Source organism: Aerolutibacter ruishenii (genome assembly GCF_007830115.1).
Taxonomy (GTDB): domain Bacteria; phylum Pseudomonadota; class Gammaproteobacteria; order Xanthomonadales; family Xanthomonadaceae; genus Aerolutibacter; species Aerolutibacter ruishenii.
Genome location: NZ_VLKP01000005.1, coordinates 62,492 through 83,326, shown reverse-complemented (window position 1 = coordinate 83,326; position 20,835 = coordinate 62,492). Strand labels below are relative to the sequence as shown.

Here is a 20,835-nt window from a genome sequence, read left to right as displayed (position 1 = left end):
ACCGCCACGACCGGCTCAGCGCCCGTCCACCGCCTTGCGACCGATGGCCGGGTGATCGGTGAAAAAACCATCGATGCCGGCCACCAGGCAGGCGCGGATCTCGGCGATCGAGCCTTCGGGATTGACCGTGCGCGGATCCTCGCCCTGCCACAGCACGCGCGGCAGGAAGTGGTTCTCCGGGCGGAAGGTGTACGGCTGCACCTGCAGGCCGGCGGCATGGGCGTCGCGCACCAGGGACGTCGGCATGCCCAGCGCCCCCTGTGCCGTCACGGGCACGACCGCGCGCGACGGCGGGCCGATCACCTGCGCGTATGTCGTGATCGCACGCAGGCCCGCGGGCGTCATCATCTGGCCGTAGCGCAGCCGACCCCCATCGCCATCGACCGGGTCGGCAGGGCATTCGTCCGGCGCTCCGAGCAATTGCAGCAGCCGGATATTCGGGCGCCCAACCAGGCGCTCGCTCAGGTAGCGCAGGTTGCCGACCTCGAGCGACTGGATCACCACCGGTGCCCGGCGCGTGTAAGCGTGCGCATGCAGTCGCTCCAGCAAGCGGTCCTCCATGGGCAACCCGAGGCGTTGGAAATGGGTGGGGTGTTTGATCTCCGGGATCAGGCCGACCATCCGGCCCAATCGCGCGGACTCGGCGGCGACCAGTTCGATGACTTCGTCCAGCGTTGCGATCGGGAACCGGCCGTCGTGCCGCGTGGAACGAAGCTGGGGCAGGCGCTCGCGGGCGCGCAATATCTTCAGTTCCGCCAGGGTGAAGTCTTCGGTAAACCATCCCTCGACCGCCTCGCCATCGATGACCTGCCGACGACGGCGATCGGCGAACCCGGGGAACATGGCCACGTCAGTGGTGCTGCCGATCTCGTTCTCATGGCGCGCCACCAGGACGCCGTCGCGTGTGGCGACCAGGTCCGGCTCGATGAAGTCCGCGCCATCGGCGATGGCCTGCGCATAGGCGGCCAGCGTGTGTTCGGGGCGCAAGGCACTGGCGCCACGGTGGGCAATGACCACCACGGGGCTTGCCAGTGATGCCATGGGAGGATCCGCCGTGGCGACAGGGGAGATCACGTCAACAGGTCCGGCAGTATGGAGGAAAAAGCATACGCAACCTGTCATGCCTCGAGCGTTGGCCGCATGCCGTCACCCGGTCATATTCGACTCCTACCCTGCGCAGCCACGTACATCAGGGGGGAACACCATGGCATGGGGCACGCGAATCCGCGGCGCGGCGGCGCTCATCGCCCTCGTGATGGCATCGGGGTGCGGGTCGGAACCTGGCACTGGCGGCGGGACGGGAGACGCCAGCCTTGCCGCTGACGGGATCGCGGCGATTGACTCCAGTGACAATGACGCGACATTCCAGCGTCGTGTCCAGAAGGCGCTGCGTGAGCAGCGGATCCATACCCCCGGCGGTGCGATCGAGTTGTACCTGTCCCAGCGCGAGGCGCTTCGGCGGGAAGGCGCGGATGACGGCGCGATGCGTGCCGCCCTGGAGGAACTGCAACCCTACCTGCTGATTGCCATCGAGAAGACGTTGGATCGTGGCGATCCCGTCGAGGGCAAGCGGTTGGTGGCGTTACTGGACAGGATGAACCCCGAGGCGCCTGCATTGCCGCGACTGCGCGATGCGTTATTGCAGGCGGATCGCGAAGCCGCCCGCCGTGCCGCGCAAGTCCCGGCCGTGGGTGAAGCCGTGGCCCCGGCTTCGATGCCGGCCAAAGCGACAGCCGATGCGCCTTCCTCCACTGCGTCCGCGGTGGTTGCCTCCCGGCCCGTCGCATCCCAGCCTCCCGCCCCGATCGCTGCCCCGGCACAGGCGGCGTCACCACCGCGACCGGCCGAGGTTGCAGCCAGGCAGCCGCCTGCTGCCGCGGCGGTGTCCAACCCCTCACGCACGCTGCTGCAGGACGTGCCCCCACGTTATCCAGGTGCAGCAGCCAATCGGCGTATCCAGGGGCACGTCAACGTCGCGTTCACCGTCCTGCCCGATGGCAGCGTCGCCGACCCTCGTGTCGCCTCCGCCACGCCATCGGGCATCTTCGACGAGGCGGCACTGGCGGCTGCCCGGCGCTGGCGGTTCTCGTCAGGCCAGGGCAATGTCCAACTGGTGAGGACGGTGCAGTTCCGGCTTCCGGAATGACGTCGGCACCGACACGTTGATGTCATCCATGGAACACAACGTGATCCTTCACGCTATTTGTTCCGCCAGAAGGCACTCCTAGACTGGGCACATCGGGCGCAGGCCCCGCCTGCGCATTCCCCGGAGTCCCGTCATGCAGATTGCACCGTCCCTCTTCGTATCCCACGGCTCACCGATGTTCGCGGTGGAGCCTGGACAACTGGGCCCACGCCTCCAGGCGCTGGGCGAATCGCTGCATGGCATCCGCGCGATCCTCGTGGTGTCACCGCACTGGCAGACGCGCGGCGTCCGCGTGACCACCGCGACCCGCCCGGAGACCATCCACGACTTCGGCGGCTTCCCGCCGGTGCTGTACACGCTGCGCTATGACGTGGCGGGTGCGCCGGACGTTGCTGCGCAGGCCGCGTCGCTGCTGGCCGATGCCGGTTTCAACGTCGCCATCGATGAGCAGCGCGGGCTGGATCACGGCGCGTGGGTGCCGCTGCGCCACCTGCGTCCGCAGGGCGACCTGCCGGTGTTCCAGGTGTCGTTGCCGCATGACATCGATGCCGCCGGCGCACTGCGCCTGGGCGCCGCGCTGGCGCCGCTGCGCGAGCAGGGCGTGCTGATCGTCGGTTCGGGCAGCATGACCCACAACCTGTACGAGTTCCGTCGACACATCCATGACCCCGAGTACGCGCAGCAGTTCGCCGACTGGGTGCGCGACGCCGTGGCTCGTCACGACGTCCACGGCCTGGTCGATTACCGCCGCCGCGCGCCGAATGCCGAGCGTGCCCACCCCAGCGAAGAGCATTTCCTGCCGCTGCTGGTGGCGCTGGGCGCCAGCCAGGCCGACGATGCGCGGCACTTCATCGAAGGCGGCATGACCTACGGCGTGCTGTCGATGGATTCGTACCTGTGGGGCGACGTGGCGTCCGCCAACGCGCCCCACTGAGACCGGTGTAATGATGACCATGCCGACGATGAGTGAACTGATCCGCGATACCGATACGGGCCTGGCGTGGCGTGTGGTCCAACCCGCGCCCACCACGCCCACCGCCTTGCTGGTGCTGTTGCACGGCGTGGGCGGCAACGAAACACAACTCGCCCACCTGGCCGCCACCGCTGGCAAGGACGTGCTGGTGGTGCTGCCGCAAGGGCGACTTGCGTTTGGACCGGGGCAGTTTGGCTGGTTCCGCGTGGCGTTCACGCCTAACGGCCCGCAGATCCAACCCGAGGAAGCCGAGGCCAGCCGCACCGCACTCATCCGCTGGGTGGAACGCCTGCAGCGCGAGCACGGCATTGCACCGGCGCGCACCGTGATCGCCGGCTTCAGCCAGGGCGGCATCATGAGCGCCAGCGTGGGTTTGACGGCGCCGGAGCGGGTGGCCGGCTTCGGTGTGCTGTCGGGACGCATCCTGCCAGAACTGGAAACCCTGCTGGCCCCTGCCGAAAGCCTGCGCAACGTGCGCGGCTTCATCGGCCACGGCATGCATGACGGCAAGCTCCCGGTGGCCTGGGCCGAGCGCGCCGATGCGTGGCTCACGCAACTGGGCGTGGAGCACGCCACGCGCCTTTACCCCATCGACCACACCATCAGCCCGGCCATGCAGGCCGATTTCGAGGCGTGGTACCACTCCCTGTTGGGCAAGGTGTGACCGCAATCGCAGACACCCCGCGCAGGCAGGCGTTACATCGACGCAGGGGACAGGGGGGCAACACCATGAGCACGCCGAAAGGTCGCCGAAGCGACCGGGTGGAACGCGTATTGCGCGGCCTGTTGGGGCTGGCGCTGATGGCGGCCGTGGCGTGGGCGTGGATGAACGGCGGACCGGCCCACCCGTCAGGCGCGGCCGGCGCGCTCCTGCCCTGAGGTTCCGCGCCGGTCCTGGAGCCGTCAGCCTTCGACGGCGCGCAGATCCTGCACGACGCGGCCGGCCTCGCGCAGGTCCTGCTCGTGCGCGTCATGGCGCCATGTCTCGGCCAGCCCGGCCTCGTGCCACGCCTTCATCGCCGGCAGCGCCAACAACCGCGACGCGTAATCCAGCGCCGGCTGTGACAGCGGCAACGTGTAGGTCTGGATGCGGAACGCCACCGGCGCATAGAACGCATCCACCGCAGTGAACTCGCTGCCGCTCAGGAACGGCCCGCCAAAACGCGTCAGGCCTTCGTTCCACAACGCATCGATGCGCGCCAGATCCGCCTGGGTACCCGGCGACACACCGCCCTCCAGCGCCACGCGCACGCCACAGTTCATGCCGCACTGCGTGCGCAGGTCGCGGAAGCCCGCGTGCATCTCAGCGGTAGCGCAGCGCGCCCACGCACGTGCGACGTCATCGGCCGGCCACACCGTGGGGTGGCGTTCGGCCAGGTACTCGATGATGGCCAGCGAATCCCACACCGCACGCCCACCGTGGATCAGGCAGGGCACCTGCCCACTGGGCGAGAACGACCGGAACGGATTGGGGGCGCCCGCCGGCGCAAACGGCGTGACGGATTCTTCGAAGGGAATGCCCAGCACCTGCATCAGTACCCAGGGGCGCAGCGACCACGACGAGTAGTTCTTGTTGCCAATATGCAGGTGGTACATGCAGGCATCCACGATGGGGGCGGTCAGTATGCGGGTCATCCGGCGGCGCCGATAGGCCACCTTATTGAATGCACAAACGGAACGATAGGTGTCGCCACGCCTGATTTATCCCGCCAGAATCTTCATCGACACTTTTCACGACGGGCGATGCAGGCGCATCGCCACCCACGATCCAGGAGGTTCCCGATGATCACCCTGCGCGCCACCAACGAACGCGGCCACGCCAACCATGGCTGGCTGGACTCGTGGCACAGCTTCTCGTTTGCCGGTTACCACGACCCGCGCCACATGCACTGGGGACCACTGCGCGTGATCAACGAAGATCGCGTGCAGGCCGGACAGGGCTTCGGCACCCACCCGCACCAGGACATGGAGATCATCAGCTACGTGCTGGAAGGCGCGCTGGCCCACCGCGACTCCATGGGCAACGGTGCCGCCATCGTGCCGGGCGAAGTGCAGCGCATGAGCGCGGGCACCGGCATCACCCATTCGGAGTACAACCACGACCAGCAGGGCACCACCCACTTCCTGCAGATCTGGATCATCCCCTCGGTGCGTGGCGTCACGCCCAGCTACGAGCAGAAGGCCTACCCCGACGCCGAGAAGCGCGGCCGCCTGCGCCTGGTGGCCAGCCCCGACGGCACCGATGGCTCCGTGACCATCCACCAGGACGCGCGCATGTATGCCGGCCTGTTCGACGCGGGCGAAAGCGCCAAGCTGGCATTGGCGCCGGGCCGCCTGGCCTATGTCCACGTGGCCCGCGGCAAGGCCGTGGTCAACGGCCACGCGTTGTCCGCCGGGGATGCACTGCTGTATGCGGACGAGACCCACGTGGACGTGGAGCAGGGCACCGGTGCGGAACTGCTGGTGTTCGACCTGCCGCGCCTGCAGTGACGGAGGTCCACGCATGAACCTGAAAAACACCGCCACCCGCTGGGGCGCCGTCAGCCAGCTGCTGCACTGGACCATCCTGCTGTTGCTGGTGTGGATTGCATGGCTGGGCCTGGGCATGGGCGACATGCCCAACACCCCGGCCAAGATCAGCACCTACGCCCTGCACAAATCGTTGGGACTGACCCTGCTGGCGCTGGTCACGCTGCGCCTGGCGTGGCGCGTATACGCCGGTGTCCCTGCGCCGGTGGCGGGCACGCCCACCTGGCAGGCCCGCATCGCCTCGCTGACCCACGTCGCACTGTACGCGTTGATGTTTGCATTGCCGTTCAGTGGCTGGCTGTTCAACTCGGCATCGGGCTACCCGCTGCAGTGGTTCGAGCAGTTCAACGTACCAGCGCTGGCCGGGCGCGATGCCGGCCTCGCGGACCTTGCGGCGGCCATCCACGTGTACGGCTTCTGGCTGCTGGTCGCGCTGGTCGCCCTGCACGCCGGTGCCGCGATCTTCCACCACGTCGCGCAGCGCGACGACACCCTGAAGCGGATGTTGCCCGCCGTGCCGAGCCGCGCCACCCTTGCCCAGACCGAACCGGAGTACTGAGATGACCTTCAAGCCGATCCTGTTGTCCCTGCCGATCGCCGCCGCGCTGCTGGTCGCTGCACCCGCCAACGCCGCCGACTATGTGCAGGCCTCGGGCGCGCTGAGCTTTGCCAGCCAGTACCAGGGTGAAGTGTTCACGGGGCAGTTCCCGGGCTTCCGCAGCACGCTGAGCTTCGACCCGGCGACACCCAAGGCCGCCAAGCTCGATGTGCTGATCCCGCTGGCCGGCACCACCACCAAGAACAGCGACCGCGACACCACCCTGCAGAGCAGCGACTTCTTCAGCGTGGCCAAGTTCGCCCAGGCGCGCTACACGGCCAACGGCTTCCGCAGCCTGGGCGGCAACAAGTACGCCGCCGATGGCACACTCACCCTGCGCGGCGTCAGCCGCCCGGTCACGCTGACCTTCACCTGGACGCCGGGCGCCAAACCTGTCCTGGCCGGCAAGGCCACCGTCAAGCGCCTGGACTTTGGCGTGGGCGGCGGCGACTGGGCCGACACCGAGCTGATCCCCAACGAGGTGGCGGTCTCCACCCGGGTGACGTTTGCGCCCAAGCCCTGATCGGGCTCGCTGATCGAAAAGCGGCAGGATGAGCATGCCCCCTGTTCACGGGGGCATAACCCCATGGCGGCACACACTTTGGCTCCCACCCCGCCAGGAGCCACGCATGTCGCAGTACAAGGTTGGATACCTCATCGGCAGCCTCGCCAAGGGCTCGATCAACCGCCAACTGGCAAACGCGCTGATTCGCGTGTCGCCCAAGGAGTTCGAGTTCCACGAGATCTCCTTCAAGGATCTGCCGCTCTACAGCTACGACTACGACGCCGACTACCCGCCGGAAGGCAAGGCGTTCAAGAAGGCCATCGAAGACTCCGACGCCGTTCTGTTCGTGACGCCCGAGTACAACCGCTCCATTCCAGGCGGACTGAAGAACGCCATCGACTGGGCCAGCCGCCCGTGGGGCACCAACTCGTTCGCGCACAAACCCTCTGGCGTGATCGGTACCTCGCCCGGGGCCATTGGCACCGCCGTCGCCCAGCAGCAGCTGCGCAGCGTGCTGAGCTTCTGCAACTCGCCGCAGATGAACGCCCCCGAGGCCTATATCCAGTTCAAGCCCGGCCTGATCACGCCCGATGGTGAAATCACCGATGCCGGCACCGAGGAATTCCTGCGCAACTACATGGCGGAATTCCATCAGTTCGTGCGCCGCGTGCTGACCGTGCTGCCGCGCAAGGGATAAGGGCAGGGCACTCATCCCGGATTGCATCACGCACGCGTATTACCTTCGATCCACAACCACCACAGGAGTTGTCCATGGCAGGCAAGTTCGTGCTCAAGACCGCGACCAACGGCGAGTTCTATTTCCGGCTGCAGGCCAGCAATGGCCAGACGATCCTCAAGAGCGAGATGTACAAGACCCGCGCCTCCGCGGAGAACGGCATCGCCTCGGTGAAGAACCACGCGCCGGAAGCCAGTACCGACGACCAGACCACGGCCAAGGCCTGAAACCGAGCGGCAACGCCGCGCACCTGCCGCGGCCGGCTTTGGCCACCGCGGCACCAACGAAACGCCGGCGACCCGCCGGCGTTTCTGTTTTGTCCGCTAAGCTGCCCGTATCGCGCAGAAGCGCCCCCGCCAGGATGCCCATGAGCCACCATGAAATTGCCGAACTGCAGCGCGTGTTCCAGACCCGACTGGACGTGTTGGACCACCTGCTGACCCTCGGCCAGAAACACCTGCCCGATGCCGATGCCATGCTGCAGGAGCGGCTGGCCCCCGACATGTTCCCGTTGGGCGGGCAGGTGGCGTTTGCCTGCAACCAGCCGCGTGGTTTCGCGCTGTGGTGCGCCGGCGAGCCCATCGACAACCTCAAGCCCGACATCGCCTCGCTGGCGCAGGCGCGCGCGGCCATCCAGCAGACGCGCGAGCGGGTCGCCGCCATCGGCGCCGACGACCGCAAGCTGGACGAGGTCAAACGCGTGGGCCTGGGCCCCGGCCGCCATGCCGAACTGCCCGCACGCCAGTACGTCAGCGACTACCTGCTGCCCAACCTGTACTTCCACCTCACCACCACCTACGCGATCCTGCGCATGCTGGGCGTGCCGGTGGGCAAGGCCGACTTCATGACATTCCTCGCCCCCCACATCCAGGTGGAAGGCGGCCACTGAGCCGCGCTCACAGCGTTTTCAGGAACTCCGTCAGGTCGGCCTGCTGGCGCGCGTCCAGCCCCAGCCCGCGCACGCTGTCGTAATGGCGCACCACGTCCGCCAGCGTCGCGGCACTGCCGTCGTGGAAGTACGGCGCATGGTATTGCAGGCCGCGTAGCGGGGTGGTGCGGTACGCACCGGTGACGGTGCGCGCCGCATAGGCGCCGTCCATGCCGGTCTCGCCCGGGGCATGCAGCACGCCCCGGTCGTTGTCGGTGCCGCTTACGCCCATGTGGCAGCCCATGCAGTTGCGCGCGAACACGGTCCTGCCGCGGTTGGCGGCCATTGCGTCATAACTGCCAGGCGCTGGCTTGGGCGCCTGCAGGCTCTTCTGGTACACCAGCAATGGCGCCAGCTTGGGCGTGACCAGATCCGGATCGTGGTGGACGGCGATGCCCAGGCGCGGGTCGACGAAGTTGCCCTGGCCGCCCATCTGCGTCACTGCCACGTAGGCGTTCCAGTAGGAGATCGGGCCGTCGGCGGTGTAGGTCTCGTTGGTCACGTGGGCCAGTCCGTAGATCGGCGGCAGCGCCAGTGGCGTATTCAATCCGTCGATGTTGTAGCGCGGATCGTATTTGCCCGGTCCCCAGCTGCGGAACACCGCCCGCTGCGCGTCGGTCAATTCTGGCGAGAGGGCAATGATGGTGCCCACGTCCAGGTCGCGGTTGGCCCAGCCGTCCAGCCGCCGGCCGATGCCGGGCGCGACCGAGTCGTCCACCGTGGAGTGACAGAGCGCGCAGGTCACCCCCAGCCGGGTGATGTGGTTGTTCGCGTCCACCGTGGCCTGCAGGCCGACCACCGCATTCAAGCGCAGCAGCGCCACCGTGGTGGCCGGGTCACTGAGATCCACCGACCCGAGGATGCCCGGCGGCAGCGCATCGGCGTCCACCTTCAGTCCCACCGCCAGCGCGGTGAGCGGATCCACCGCCGCCTCCACCACCTGGTGCAGGCGCAACTGGTCGGTCCACTTCTGCTCGTCGCCAAAGGTGTCAAAGCGGAAGATCCGCTGTCCCTCGGCCAACTGTGCCGGCGTGGGCACGGCACTGTTCGCATGGTGCGATTCGGCGGCCAAGGCGTCGCCGCCGGCTTGCAGGCCCACATAGGCCAGCGCCGCCACGGCAAGGCCCAACGAGGTCCACAGGCCCGGTCGCTGCATGGCAGGCCAGCGTGCACGGTGGTGCCGGTTCATGGCGGACTCCTGAGTGTGTGGGGTAGGCCCACGCTGGCCCCCCGCGCAAGCTGGAGCAACATCCTTCTGTGTAAAGTCCGGCCGACGGGGGCAGGGGGCGATTTTTTCCCAGCGCCGCCGGTCACATGGCTGCAGCAATGTTGCGGGGTGCCTGCAGTGAGCATTGATCAAGCGACGAATTTGGGAACGGCTGTAGCGACCTCCAGAGCAGCTGCGCCGGATTTGAGGGCAGCAGCGGCCGCATTCGCCCGGCGTCGGACAAATCTTGTCCACTGGGTGGGGAAAAGTCTCAGTGAGGCGATCCGGACCGTTGTTGCTAAGCAAGTCCGATATGCGCCACGCTGGAGTGGGGCAGGGCGATGATGTCGTGCCAGCGCGCAAGAGGGGAACCATGGCGACCGTACACGGCTCCAGGATTGATGGAAGGCTGCTCGATACCATTACTGCCGCGCTTCTGGCAGCCGTACTCGTGCTGCCAATGGTTGCAGGTGCTTCAGGCTATCGGCAGCCTGCTCACTCTCAGTTGACCTATTCTTTTACATGCCCATCGGGAACTAGCGGGCACATCACGTACACGAAAGACTTTGTTTCTGAACCGAGCTCCCGCTTACATATCTGGGTGAATGGAAAGTACATTCATGAACTTCCCCAAGTAGCCCGGGCACTTCAAGCGCGTAATATTGAGCAGGTGCAGGCCAGCTGCGAAGGCGATACGACCGTCGTCTTCGTGGAGACGTTTGATCCCTCGCGCGGCGAGGGGAAGTATCTCGAGGTCGTGCCGCTATTTGTAGATCGGGATGGCAATGTATCGCCGCTTGATGGCTAACAATTCGTCCAAGCCAGTGCGGCTTCGCGGCGCGGTCTTAATCCAGCAACTTTTAGACACTTATGAGGCTTCTCCGGATAGTTAGCGGCGGACAAACCGGAGCAGACCGCGCAGCCCTTGATGCTGCGTTGGCTGCGGGATTTGAGTGCGGTGGCTGGTGCCCTGAGGGCCGTCTAGTGGGAACGCGGTGGCATTCAGCCGTTCCGGGCAACAATAGACATTGAAGCTCCCCGCACGGGTAAACCCGATCAGGGTCAAGCCGGCGCTGCGTGCCAGCTCGATCGCCAGCGCGGTGGGCGCGGAGATTGCGGCCAGCACCGTGATCCCGGCGCTGGCCGCTTTGATCGTCATCTCGTAGCTGGCCCGGCTGGTGATCAGCGCAAAGCCGGATGCGGGGTCGATCCCGGCGTGGTGCAGGGCACCGATCAGCTTGTCCAGGGCGTTGTGGCGCCCCACGTCCTCACGCACCAGCACCACGTCGCAGCCGGCCCGGCCCCAAGCCGCCGCGTGCACCGCGCCGGTGACCGCATTGATCGGCTGGCGCTGCTGCAAGGCCAGCAGCGCGCGCTCCAGGTCAGAGGGCGTCACGCTGATATCGCCTTCCACGGGGGCGGGCTGGCGCACCACGTCCTCAAGTTGCCGGCTACCGCACAGGCCACAACCACTGCGTCCCGGCAGGATGCGCTGGGCAGCGCCATCCAGTTTGGCCCCAGGCGCGTCTTCATGCACGCGCAGCGCCAGCTGGATGCCCTCCAACAGGGGGCGGATCTCCACGTCCAACAGCTGGGAGGGGGCGACGATCAGGCCTTCGCTGAGGGAAAAGCCCAGGGCGAAATCGTCCAGGTCCTGCGGGGTCGCCATCATCACCGCGAAGGACTGGCCGTTGTAGACCAGTTCCACCGGTCGCTCGTCGGCGACGTGGTCGTCGGACACCTCGACCACGCCTTCACGCCAGCGGGTGAGCCGGCGACGGACGTATCCGGGGGACTCTTCAGGCGGGGACGGACTCATGCCTGCATCATAGCGAAGCAGGGCGGGGAACCACCCCTTTTCCCTACGTGTGGTTGTGGTATATATCGGGCCAATTGCGGGCATTGGCGTGACCGTCCGACACGCAGTGGACGGACTCCCTTGCAACCGTGTACCCGATGCCATGCAGGCGGGTTTGCTGCGTGGCGATCTCCAAGGAGAGCGGCATGACCACGTTGAGTCGACGCCAGTTCCTGAAAGTCAGCGGCGCCAGCCTGGTGGGATCCAGCGTGGCGGTCATGGGCTTCGCTCCCGGCGAGGCGCTGGCACAGGTCCGGCAATACAAGCTGGCCCGGTCCACCGAGGTGCGGCAGACCTGCACCTACTGTTCGGTGGCCTGCGGCATCCTGATGTACGCGATGGGCGATGGTTCCAAGAACGCCGAGCCGAACATCTTCCACATCGAAGGCGATCCGGACCATCCGGTCAACCGCGGCACCCTGTGCCCCAAGGGCGCCGGCCTGGTGGACATGATCCACAGCGAGTCGCGGCTCAAGTACCCCGAGTACCGCGCGCCGGGCTCGGACAAATGGCAGCGCATCACCTGGGACGATGCGATGACGCGCATCGCCAAGCTGATGAAGGCCGACCGCGACGCCAACTTCGTCGCAAAGAACAACGCCGGGCAGACCGTCAACCGCTGGTTGACCACCGGCATGCTGGCGGCGTCCGCAACCAGCAATGAAACGGCGTACCTCACCCACAAGGTGATGCGCTCCTTCGGATTACTCGTCTTCGATAACCAGGCGCGTGTCTGACACGGCCCGACGGTGGCAGGTCTTGCCCCGACGTTTGGCCGAGGTGCGATGACGAATCACTGGGTCGACATCAAGAATGCCGACCTGGTACTGGTGATGGGCGGTAACCCGGCTGAGGCGCATCCGTGCGGCTTCAAGTGGGTAACCGAGGCCAAGGCGCACAACAAGGCGCGGCTGATCGTGGTCGATCCGCGCTTCAACCGCACTGCGTCCGTGGCGGACGTGTATGCGCCGATCCGCACCGGCACCGACATCGTGTTCCTCGGTGGCCTGATCAACGACCTGCTGACGTCCGACCGGATCCAGCACGAGTACGTGCGCAACTACACCGACATGTCCTTCATCGTGAAGGACGAGTTCGCGTTCAAGGACGGGCTGTATTCCGGCTATGACGCGGACGCGCGCAAGTACGACCGCTCCAGCTGGGACTACGCGCGTGGCGCCGACGGCTACGTGCAGACCGACCCGACGCTGCAGCACCCGCGTTGCGTCTACAACCTGCTCAAGCAGCACTACGCGCGCTACACCATCGACATGGTCGAGCGCGTGTGCGGCACGCCGAAGGACAAGGTCCGCCAGATCTGGGACCTGATCGCCTCCACGGCCACCACGGACCGGGCGATGACGATCCTGTACGCGCTGGGCTGGACGCAGCACTCGGTCGGTTCGCAGATGATCCGAACCGGCGCGATGGTGCAGCTGCTGCTGGGCAACATCGGCATCGCCGGCGGTGGCATGAACGCGCTGCGCGGGCATTCCAACATCCAGGGCCTGACCGACCTGGGCCTGATGTCCGACCTGCTGCCGGGCTACCTGACCCTGCCCAACGAAACCGAACAGGACCTGCAGGCCTACCTCACCAAGCGCACGCAGCAACCGTTGCGGCCCAACCAGCTCAGCTACTGGCAGAACTATCCCAAGTTCTTCGTCAGCCTGATGAAGGCCTGGTGGGGCAACGCGGCCACGGCGGAGAACAACTGGGCCTACGACTACCTGCCCAAGCTGGACAAGCCCTACGACATGATCCAGGCCTACGAGCTGATGGACCAGGGGCAGATGACCGGCTACGTCTGCCAGGGCTTCAATCCGCTGGCGGCGGCGCCCAACAAGGGTAAGGTCACCCGTTCGTTCTCCAAGCTCAAGTTCATGGTGACCATGGACCCGCTCGCCACCGAGACCAGCGAGTTCTGGAAGAACCACGGCCCGTACCACGACGTGGACAGCGCCAGCATCCAGACCGAGGTGTTCCGCCTGCCCACGATCTGCTTCGCCGAGGACGAGGGCGCACTGGTCAACTCCTCGCGTTGGCTGCAATGGCACTGGAAGGGTGCCAGCCCGCCGGGCGAGGCGCGCGCGGATATCGAGATCATGGCCGAGCTGTTTGCGCGCATGAAGGCGCTGTACGAGGCCGAAGGCGGCGTGTATCCGGACCCGATCGTCAACCTGGCCTGGGACTACGCCCGGCCGCACGAACCCACGGCCGAGGAACTGGCCAAGGAGTACAACGGCAAGGCGCTGGCGGACCTCCCCGACCCGAAGGATCCCACGCGTGTGCTGCGCAAGGCCGGCGAGCAGTTGGCCGGTTTCGGTGAGCTGCGCGACGACGGCAGCACCACCAGTGGCTGCTGGATCTTCTGCGGCGCCTGGGGGCCGACCGGCAACCTGATGGCGCGCCGCGACAATGCCAACCCGACGGGCATCGGCACCACGCCCAACTGGGCCTGGGCGTGGCCGGCCAACCGTCGCGTGCTCTACAACCGCGCCTCGTGCGCCCCCGATGGCAAGCCCTTCGATCCCAAGCGCAAGCTGATCGGATGGAACGGCAAGGCCTGGGGTGGGGCGGACGTGCCCGACTACAAGGCCGACGAGAACCCGGCCGACGGCATGGGGCCGTTCATCATGAACCCCGAAGGCGTGGCACGCTTCTTCGCCCGCGGGGGTATGGCCGAAGGCCCGTTCCCCGAGCATTACGAGCCGTTCGAGACGCCGCTGGCCAGCAACCCGCTCAGCCCCAACCAGGCGGGCACGTTGAGCAACCCGGCCGCGCGCGTGTTCAAGAACGACCGGGCGCAGTTCGGCAAGTCCGATGAGTTCCCGCACGTGGCCACCACGTATCGGTTGACCGAGCACTTCCACTACTGGACCAAGCATTCGCGTATCAACGCGGTCACCCAGCCGCAGCAGTTCGTGGAGATCGGCGTGGCCCTGGCCGAGGAACTGGGCCTGGCCAACGGCGGCCGCGTGCGCGTGAGTTCCAAGCGCGGCCATATCGAAGCGGTGGCGGTGGTGACCAAGCGCATCAAGGCGCTCACCATCGACGGCAAGACCGTGCACCAGGTCGGCGTGCCGATCCACTGGGGCTTCATCGGCGCGACCAAGGCCGGTTACCTGGCCAACACGCTCACGCCGTCGGTGGGCGACGGCAACACCAACACGCCGGAATTCAAGTCGTTCCTGGTCAAGGTCGAGAAGGCATAGGAGGCGGACGATGGCACTGCAATCGCTGGACATCATCCGTCGCTCGGCGACGACCACGCCGCCGCCACAGGCGCGTGGCGCACATGCGGGCCAGGTGGCCAAGCTGATCGACGTCAGCAAGTGCATCGGCTGCAAGGCGTGCCAGGTCGCGTGCATGGAGTGGAACGACCTGCGCGACGAGGTCGGCAGCTGCACCGGCGTGTACGACAACCCGGCGGACCTGACCGACCAGTCGTGGACGCTGATGCGCTTCAGCGAGCACGAGGACGAGCAGGGCAACCTGGAATGGCTGATCCGCAAGGACGGCTGCATGCATTGCGAAGACCCGGGCTGCCTGAAGGCGTGTCCGTCCCCGGGCGCGATCATCCAGTACGCCAACGGCATCGTGGATTTCCAGGAGGAGAACTGCATCGGTTGCGGCTACTGCATCACCGGCTGCCCGTTCAACGTCCCCAGGATCTCCAAGAAGGACAAGAAGGCCTACAAGTGCACGCTGTGCTCGGACCGCGTTGCGGTGGGCCAGCAGCCGGCGTGCGTGAAGACCTGTCCGACCGGGGCGATCGAGTTCGGCAGCAAGGAGGACATGATCGAGCATGCCGATCTGCGCATCGCCGACCTGAAGTCCCGCGGTTTCGAGAACGCTGGCCTGTACGACCCGGCGGGCGTGGGCGGCACGCATGTGATGTACGTGCTGCACCACGCGGACAACCCCGGTCTGTACAGCGGGCTGCCGAAGGACCCGGTGATCAGTCCGGCGGTCAAGCTGTGGAAAGGCGTGGCCAAACCGCTGGGCGTGGGCGCGATGCTGGCCGCGGCCTTCATCGGTTTCCTCCACTACATCCGCAGCGGCCGCAACGTGGCCGATGAGGATGACGAAGCGCGGGCCGAGCAGGAGGCCGCCCGCACCGCAGAGGAGAAACGGTCATGAGTGCTGGCAAACACCCCCACACCATCGAGCGCTATCGCGTGTCGACCCGCATCAACCACTGGATCGTGGCGATCAGTTTCGTGCTGGCCGTCCTGTCCGGCATGAGCCTGTTCCACCCGGCGCTGTTCCCGCTGTCGGCCATCTTCGGGGGCGGCCCCTGGACGCGCATCCTGCACCCGTTCATCGGTCTGCTGATGGTGGTGGCGTTCGTGTTGCTGGCATTGCGGATGTGGCGCGACAACCTGTTCGTCGCCAATGACCGGGTGTGGATGCGCAACGTCCGCAAAGTGCTCGACAACGACGACGAGGACCTGCCGCCGGCCGGGCGCTTCAATGCGGGGCAGAAGGTGCTGTTCTGGGCGCTGATCGTCTTCCTGCTCGCGCTGCTGTTGTCCGGTCTGGTGATCTGGCGCGCATACTTCAGCGCGTTCTTCCCGATTGGCGTGCTGCGCCTGTCCTCGGTGGTGCATGCGCTGTTCGGCCTGCTGCTGGCGTGCGCCATCATCGTGCATGTCTACGCGGCGTTCTGGGTCAAGGGCTCGCTCGGGGCGATGACCGAAGGCAAGGTGACCTACGGCTGGGCATATCGCCACCACCGCCAGTGGTTCCGCGACGTGATCAGCGGGCGTCGCGCGCCGGATTGAGTCGGGCCGCCGCCGCGCTGGACGGCGTGGACGGCAACGGGTCAGGATAGGGGCTCGTTCCCCCGGTCCGTGACCCCATGGCGCAACGCACCCTAGAACCTGGCGAGATCGAAACGCTCGCGCAGCGTGACATTCCGCGCATCATTCTCCCCGAGCGGGGAACGCTGTTCCCGGCGCGTGCCGAGCGACTTCGCGCACTGGTCGAAGGCAATCCGATTGGCGGCTACCTGGCCATGCTGGCCTTGGTGGTGGACGCGCAGCAGGCTGAACTGGACGGATTGACCGCAGTGCAGCTGCAGGCGCTGCAGCAGTCGGCGCTGGCGCAACAGCCGGCGGCCGCCGCTGACGCGGGAATGCCGCCGCTGCACGCCGCCAGCGTGCGGCGCGATGCGCACTGGCGCGTACTGCTGCGTTCGCTGTGCAGGCGCTGTGCGGGACACGCCGGATTTCCGGACGCCGTCGGCGCCACGCTGGCCCGCGTCATCGAGGCTCCGGACGACTGGCTGGAGGGGCAGGCGGACGCGCTGCTCGAGGTTCCCGGCGCGCCGCCGGTGGACGTCGCGGCGGCGCCGCTGGTCATGGCTGCGCTGCAGGTCTATTGGCTGGCCCTGGGGCTTGCCTTCCGCATCGAGGCGCTTGCACCCATGGCGGATGCGCCCGGCTTGTGTCCCCTGTGCGGCTTCCAGCCCGTGTCGAGCATGGTCCATGCCAAGGCGCCGCATGCCGCCTACCGGTACCTGGCCTGCGGGCTGTGTGCATGCCAATGGCACTACGTGCGGGTGCAATGCAGCCGCTGCGGGACGGCGGGCAAGGACATCGCCTACCAGTCGCTGACCGCGCTGGACGCGTCCGCTGACGCGATCAAGGCGGCTCCAGTGCGCGCCGAAACCTGCGAGCACTGCCACGGCTACCGGAAGATCCTCTACGAGGAGTTCGGCCCCGAGGTGGAACCGCTGGCCGATGACCTGGGAACATTGGCGCTGGACATCCTGCTGGGCGAGCAGGGGTACGAGCGTGCGAGCCAGAACCCCCTGCTGTGGCATCCGGAACAGGAGTGAAGCCGGTGCTGCGTGAAACCGGACTCGTATCCGCCAGCGATCTGCCCTCGCTGGACCAGTTGCTGCGCACGCCGCACATGGCGGCGTTGATGGAACAGCATGGGCGCAGCCGGGTAACCCGGCTGCTGCGCGGGCACCTGCAGGCGCTGCGCGAGCAGATCCAGGTCAGCCCGTTGTCGCGTGAGGCACTGGCGCAGGCCGTGCAGGGCGACGCGCTGGTAGTTGCGGTGGAGCAGGCGATGCAGGCGGAGGAGGGCAGGCGGCTCAGCCGCGTCTTCAACCTGACGGGCACCGTGCTGCATACCAACCTGGGGCGTGCGGTGCTGCCGGAGGTCGCGGTCAATGCCGTGGTGCAGGCCATGTCGTCGCCCGTCGATCTCGAGTTCGACGTTGCCAGCGGGCGGCGCGGCGATCGCGACGCGCGGGTGCGGTCGCTGGTGTGCGAGTTGACCGGCGCGGAATCGGCCACGGTGGTCAACAACAACGCAGCCGCGGTATTGCTGCTACTCAACACACTGGCCAACCGGCGCGAGGTGGTGGTGTCGCGCGGTGAGCTGGTCGAGATCGGCGGCAGCTTCCGCATTCCCGATGTCATGCGCAACGCAGGCGCGAAACTGGTGGAGGTCGGCACCACCAATCGCACCCATCCCGCGGATTACACCAATGCCATGGGTCCGCGTACCGCACTGCTGATGCAGGTGCATCCAAGCAACTACACCATCACCGGTTTCACCGCGAAGGTGGGGACTGCGGCGCTGGCGGCGTTGGCGCACGAGCGGAACGTGCCGCTGGCCGTGGACCTTGGCAGCGGCAGCCTCTGCGACCTGCGTGCGTGGGGACTGCCGCATGAGCCGACCGTGCAGGAGGCATTGGCGGCGGGCGCGGACCTGGTCGCCTTCAGTGGGGACAAACTGCTGGGCGGGCCGCAAGCCGGCATCCTGGTGGGACGCGCCGACCTGATCGCGCGGATCAATCGCAACCCGCTCAAGCGTGCCCTGCGGATGGACAAGATGGGGCTGGCTGCCTTGGAGGCCGTGCTGGCGCTGTATCGGGAACCGGAACTGTTGACCCAGCGACTGCCCACCGCGCGGGTATTGTCGCGTGGCGTCGACACGATCTGGGAGCAGGCGGAGCGCCTGCAGGAGCCGATGCAGCAGGCCTTCGCGCCCGAATACCGTGTCGACGTGGCACGCCTGGACAGCCAGGTGGGCAGCGGGGCGCAATCCGAGGCGCGATTGCCCAGCGCGGGGTTCCGGATCCAGTCGGCGATGGCGAAACGCAGTGGCCTGAATCGCTTGGCCAAACGCTTGCGTCAACTGCCCAGGCCCGTAGTGGGTTGCGTGGCCGATGATGCGTTGTGGCTCGACCTGCGCTGCCTTGATCCGGAGGACGAAGCGGCTTTCCTGGCCCAGTTGCCCGGTCTGTCGGCATGATCATCGGTACCGCGGGACATATCGACCATGGCAAGACCCGCCTGGTGCGTGCGCTCACCGGTGTGGACACCGACCGGCTGAAGGAGGAGAAGGCGCGCGGCATCTCCATCGAGTTGGGTTATGCCTATGTGGCGCGGGACACGACCGACGGCAACACCGCCGAAGGGATGCTGGGTTTCGTCGACGTGCCCGGGCATGAGCGCTTCGTGCACACCATGGTGGCCGGCGCGACTGGCATCGACTTCGCATTGCTGGTCATTGCCGCGGACGACGGCGTGATGCCGCAGACGCGCGAGCACCTGGCCATCCTCGACCTGCTGGGTGTGGGTCGTGGTGCGATCGCGGTGACCAAGGCCGATCGGGTGGATGCCGCGCGGTTGGAAGACGTGCGTGGCCAGATCGGCGCGGTGCTTGGCGAATCGGTGCTGCGGGATGCGCCGCTTTTCATCTGCAACAGCACCCGGGCGGACGATCCCGGCATTGCCGCGCTGCTGGCCCATCTGAGGGCGACGGCGGCAACGCTGGCAAGCGGTGCAGGACATCCCGCCCGTGCCGAGTTGTTCCGCATGCCGGTGGATCGTGTGTTCAGCCTGCAGGGCCACGGCACCACGGTGACCGGTCCAGTCTACGGCGGCCGTGCCGATGCCGGTGATCGGCCGGTACTGATGCCGCGGGGCATGCCGGTGCGGATACGCAGCATCCATGCGCAGAACCGTGCGGCCGATCTCGCCGGCTCGGGCCAGCGTTGCGCGCTCAACCTGTCCGGGATCGAGTGCGAGCTGATCTCCCGCGGTGACTGGATCGCCGACCCGAGGGCCTTTGTTGCGACCCTGCGCGTGGATGTGCGCCTTCGCCTGCTGGCGCCGGGCACGTCGCTGCGCGACTGGACGCCACTGCACGTGCATTGGGGGACGATGCACAGGCTGGCGCACGCCATCGTGCTGGACGCCCGCGATGATGGGCGGGGCATCTTGGTACAACTGGTGTTCGATGCGCCGGTCTGCGCCTCCACCGGGGATCGTTTCATCGTGCGCAATGCGGCCGCGACGGCTACCCTGGGGGGCGGCATCGTGCTGGACCCCGAGGCACCGCACCGGCGGCGACGCACGCCCGCGCGGCTCGCGTGGCTTGCCGCGCTGGAGCGGCTGGCAGCGGGCGAGGGCATGGGCAACCTGCTGCAACAGGCCCCCTTCGGCCTGGCGATGTCCACGCTGGTACGTTATTGCCGGCTCCCGTCGGAGCGGATCGTGCTCCCCGCGGATGCGATGCACGTCGAGGGCCGCGACGGCGGGCACGTGATCCTCATCGCCCATTGGGCGTCACTGGCGCACCAGGCGCTGCAAGCCGTCCACGACTGGCACGAGCGCCACCCCGACGAACCGGGGATCGACAGTGGACGGCTGCGGCGGCTCACGTGTCCCCAAATCGCCACCGGGGCGTGGCAGGCGCTGCTGCAATCGCTGCATGGCGAGGGGCGGCTTCAGCGCAATGGCACCTGGTGGCGACTTCCCGGGCATGACCAGGCGCTGTCCGAGCGGCAGGTCGAAACGCTGCGGCAGGTACTGCCACTGCTGCTGGACGGACGGTTCGACCCGCCATGGGTGCGCACGGTCGCCGCGCAGGCAGGGGAGCCGGAGGATCGCATGCGCGCCGTGCTCAAGCGTGCCGCCGCACGCGGCGAGGTCTACCAGGTGGTGCCCGATCTGTACTACCACCCCGATTGCATCGGGGAACTCGCGGGCATTGTCGACACGCTCGCCAGGTGCAACGGCGGCGTCGAAGCCGCGGCCTTCCGTGACGCCATCGGACTGGGGCGCAAACGCAGCATCCAGATCTTGGAGTTCTTCGATCGCGTTGGCTACACTCGACGCGTTGGCGAAGCGCACCTTCCCCGCGATGGCGTGCGGTGGAACGCGGGGCCGGCACACGAGTCCGCGGTAACCGCCGCATCGTCGTGACGTGGAAGGCATGCGCATCCGGGCATGCGGCTGGGCTTCAAACCCAGTAGGGGGCGTCGATCGCTCCCTGGTAGGTTCGACTCCTGCTGCCTTCCGCCAGTTCAACATGGGTTTCACGG

Annotated in this window: 21 protein-coding genes, 1 tRNA gene and 1 pseudogene; 19 read left to right on the top strand and 4 right to left on the bottom strand. The window is 67.1% G+C overall.

What is annotated here, in order from left to right:
• Window positions 1–15: 15 nt before the first annotated feature.
• Complete coding sequence (locus tag IP93_RS07215; RefSeq protein ID WP_144813822.1) at window positions 16–1,041, bottom strand: glycerophosphodiester phosphodiesterase; 1,026 nt, start codon at window positions 1,039–1,041, stop codon at window positions 16–18.
• Window positions 1,042–1,204: 163 nt separating this feature from the next.
• Between IP93_RS07215 and IP93_RS07210 the strand changes: the two genes are divergently transcribed.
• The 4 genes from IP93_RS07210 (at window position 1,205) to IP93_RS15615 (ending at window position 3,998) form a co-directional block, all read left to right on the top strand.
• On the top strand, window positions 1,205–2,146 hold the full coding sequence (locus IP93_RS07210; protein WP_158636296.1) for a TonB family protein: 942 nt from the start codon (window positions 1,205–1,207) through the stop codon (window positions 2,144–2,146).
• A gap of 133 nt (window positions 2,147–2,279) precedes the next feature.
• The gene (locus tag IP93_RS07205; protein WP_144813817.1) at window positions 2,280–3,080 is read left to right on the top strand and encodes a dioxygenase family protein; all 801 of its coding nucleotides are present in this window, start codon (window positions 2,280–2,282) and stop codon (window positions 3,078–3,080) included.
• Between the two features lie 28 nt (window positions 3,081–3,108).
• Window positions 3,109–3,783 (top strand): alpha/beta hydrolase, encoded by a 675-nt coding sequence (locus IP93_RS07200; RefSeq protein WP_242006792.1) that lies wholly within the window; start codon window positions 3,109–3,111, stop codon window positions 3,781–3,783.
• A gap of 65 nt (window positions 3,784–3,848) precedes the next feature.
• Window positions 3,849–3,998 carry a hypothetical protein gene (locus tag IP93_RS15615; RefSeq protein WP_158636295.1) on the top strand — a complete coding sequence of 50 codons (150 nt, stop codon included), beginning with the start codon at window positions 3,849–3,851 and terminating at the stop codon, window positions 3,996–3,998.
• Window positions 3,999–4,022: 24 nt separating this feature from the next.
• On the opposite strand, the gene IP93_RS07195 is transcribed toward IP93_RS15615, so the two are convergent.
• Complete coding sequence (locus IP93_RS07195) at window positions 4,023–4,754, bottom strand: glutathione S-transferase family protein (RefSeq protein ID WP_242006791.1); 732 nt, start codon at window positions 4,752–4,754, stop codon at window positions 4,023–4,025.
• A gap of 147 nt (window positions 4,755–4,901) precedes the next feature.
• Here IP93_RS07195 and IP93_RS07190 point away from each other — a divergent pair, with 147 nt between their 5' ends.
• The 6 genes from IP93_RS07190 to IP93_RS07165 all read left to right on the top strand — a co-directional run bounded on the left by IP93_RS07190 (window position 4,902) and on the right by IP93_RS07165 (window position 8,376).
• Window positions 4,902–5,609, top strand: coding sequence for a pirin family protein (locus tag IP93_RS07190; protein ID WP_144813812.1), 708 nt, complete (start codon window positions 4,902–4,904; stop codon window positions 5,607–5,609).
• 13 nt (window positions 5,610–5,622) lie between these two features.
• Complete coding sequence (locus tag IP93_RS07185; protein ID WP_144813810.1) at window positions 5,623–6,207, top strand: cytochrome b; 585 nt, start codon at window positions 5,623–5,625, stop codon at window positions 6,205–6,207.
• 1 nt (window position 6,208) lies between these two features.
• A complete protein-coding gene (locus IP93_RS07180) occupies window positions 6,209–6,769 on the top strand; it encodes a YceI family protein (RefSeq protein ID WP_144813808.1) in 561 nt (186 codons plus the stop codon).
• 106 nt (window positions 6,770–6,875) lie between these two features.
• Window positions 6,876–7,448, top strand: coding sequence for an NADPH-dependent FMN reductase (locus IP93_RS07175; protein ID WP_144813806.1), 573 nt, complete (start codon window positions 6,876–6,878; stop codon window positions 7,446–7,448).
• Window positions 7,449–7,522: 74 nt separating this feature from the next.
• The gene (locus tag IP93_RS07170; RefSeq protein WP_144813804.1) at window positions 7,523–7,714 is read left to right on the top strand and encodes a YegP family protein; all 192 of its coding nucleotides are present in this window, start codon (window positions 7,523–7,525) and stop codon (window positions 7,712–7,714) included.
• 140 nt (window positions 7,715–7,854) lie between these two features.
• Entirely contained in the window at window positions 7,855–8,376 is a 522-nt protein-coding gene (locus IP93_RS07165; RefSeq protein ID WP_144813801.1) for a DUF1993 domain-containing protein, read from the top strand.
• Window positions 8,377–8,383: 7 nt separating this feature from the next.
• Here the strand turns inward: IP93_RS07165 and IP93_RS07160 are convergent, their stop codons facing one another.
• The gene (locus tag IP93_RS07160; RefSeq protein ID WP_199747146.1) at window positions 8,384–9,604 is read right to left on the bottom strand and encodes a c-type cytochrome; all 1,221 of its coding nucleotides are present in this window, start codon (window positions 9,602–9,604) and stop codon (window positions 8,384–8,386) included.
• Between the two features lie 391 nt (window positions 9,605–9,995).
• Between IP93_RS07160 and IP93_RS07155 the strand changes: the two genes are divergently transcribed.
• Together IP93_RS07155 and IP93_RS16080 are read left to right on the top strand one after the other, a co-directional pair.
• Entirely contained in the window at window positions 9,996–10,430 is a 435-nt protein-coding gene (locus IP93_RS07155) for a hypothetical protein (protein ID WP_144813800.1), read from the top strand.
• Window positions 10,431–10,492: 62 nt separating this feature from the next.
• The gene (locus IP93_RS16080; protein ID WP_425480035.1) at window positions 10,493–10,654 is read left to right on the top strand and encodes a YpsA SLOG family protein; all 162 of its coding nucleotides are present in this window, start codon (window positions 10,493–10,495) and stop codon (window positions 10,652–10,654) included.
• Here the strand turns inward: IP93_RS16080 and fdhD are convergent.
• A pseudogene (gene fdhD / locus IP93_RS07150) lies at window positions 10,620–11,441 on the bottom strand (formate dehydrogenase accessory sulfurtransferase FdhD); the annotation flags it as partial. The gene IP93_RS16080 and the pseudogene fdhD overlap by 35 nt on opposite strands.
• A gap of 185 nt (window positions 11,442–11,626) precedes the next feature.
• Between fdhD and fdnG the strand changes: the two are divergent.
• The 7 genes from fdnG to IP93_RS07115 all read left to right on the top strand — a co-directional run bounded on the left by fdnG (window position 11,627) and on the right by IP93_RS07115 (window position 20,815).
• Entirely contained in the window at window positions 11,627–14,695 is a 3,069-nt protein-coding gene (fdnG, locus tag IP93_RS07145) for a formate dehydrogenase-N subunit alpha (RefSeq protein WP_144813795.1), read from the top strand.
• A gap of 10 nt (window positions 14,696–14,705) precedes the next feature.
• Window positions 14,706–15,623: a formate dehydrogenase subunit beta gene (gene fdxH, locus IP93_RS07140; protein ID WP_144813792.1), complete on the top strand. Its 918-nt coding sequence runs from the start codon at window positions 14,706–14,708 to the stop codon at window positions 15,621–15,623.
• Window positions 15,620–16,267, top strand: a complete 648-nt coding sequence (locus IP93_RS07135; RefSeq protein ID WP_144813789.1) for a formate dehydrogenase subunit gamma — start codon at window positions 15,620–15,622, stop codon at window positions 16,265–16,267. Before fdxH ends, IP93_RS07135 begins: the two co-directional genes overlap by 4 nt.
• Before the next feature lie 77 nt (window positions 16,268–16,344).
• Window positions 16,345–17,325 carry a formate dehydrogenase accessory protein FdhE gene (gene fdhE, locus IP93_RS07130; RefSeq protein WP_144813787.1) on the top strand — a complete coding sequence of 327 codons (981 nt, stop codon included), beginning with the start codon at window positions 16,345–16,347 and terminating at the stop codon, window positions 17,323–17,325.
• A 77-nt stretch (window positions 17,326–17,402) separates the two neighbouring features.
• Complete coding sequence (selA, locus tag IP93_RS07125; RefSeq protein WP_242006803.1) at window positions 17,403–18,758, top strand: L-seryl-tRNA(Sec) selenium transferase; 1,356 nt, start codon at window positions 17,403–17,405, stop codon at window positions 18,756–18,758.
• On the top strand, window positions 18,755–20,716 hold the full coding sequence (gene selB / locus IP93_RS07120) for a selenocysteine-specific translation elongation factor (RefSeq protein ID WP_144813781.1): 1,962 nt from the start codon (window positions 18,755–18,757) through the stop codon (window positions 20,714–20,716). Before selA ends, selB begins: the two co-directional genes overlap by 4 nt.
• A gap of 3 nt (window positions 20,717–20,719) precedes the next feature.
• Window positions 20,720–20,815: transfer RNA gene (locus tag IP93_RS07115), tRNA-Sec, on the top strand.
• Window positions 20,816–20,835: the final 20 nt, after the last annotated feature.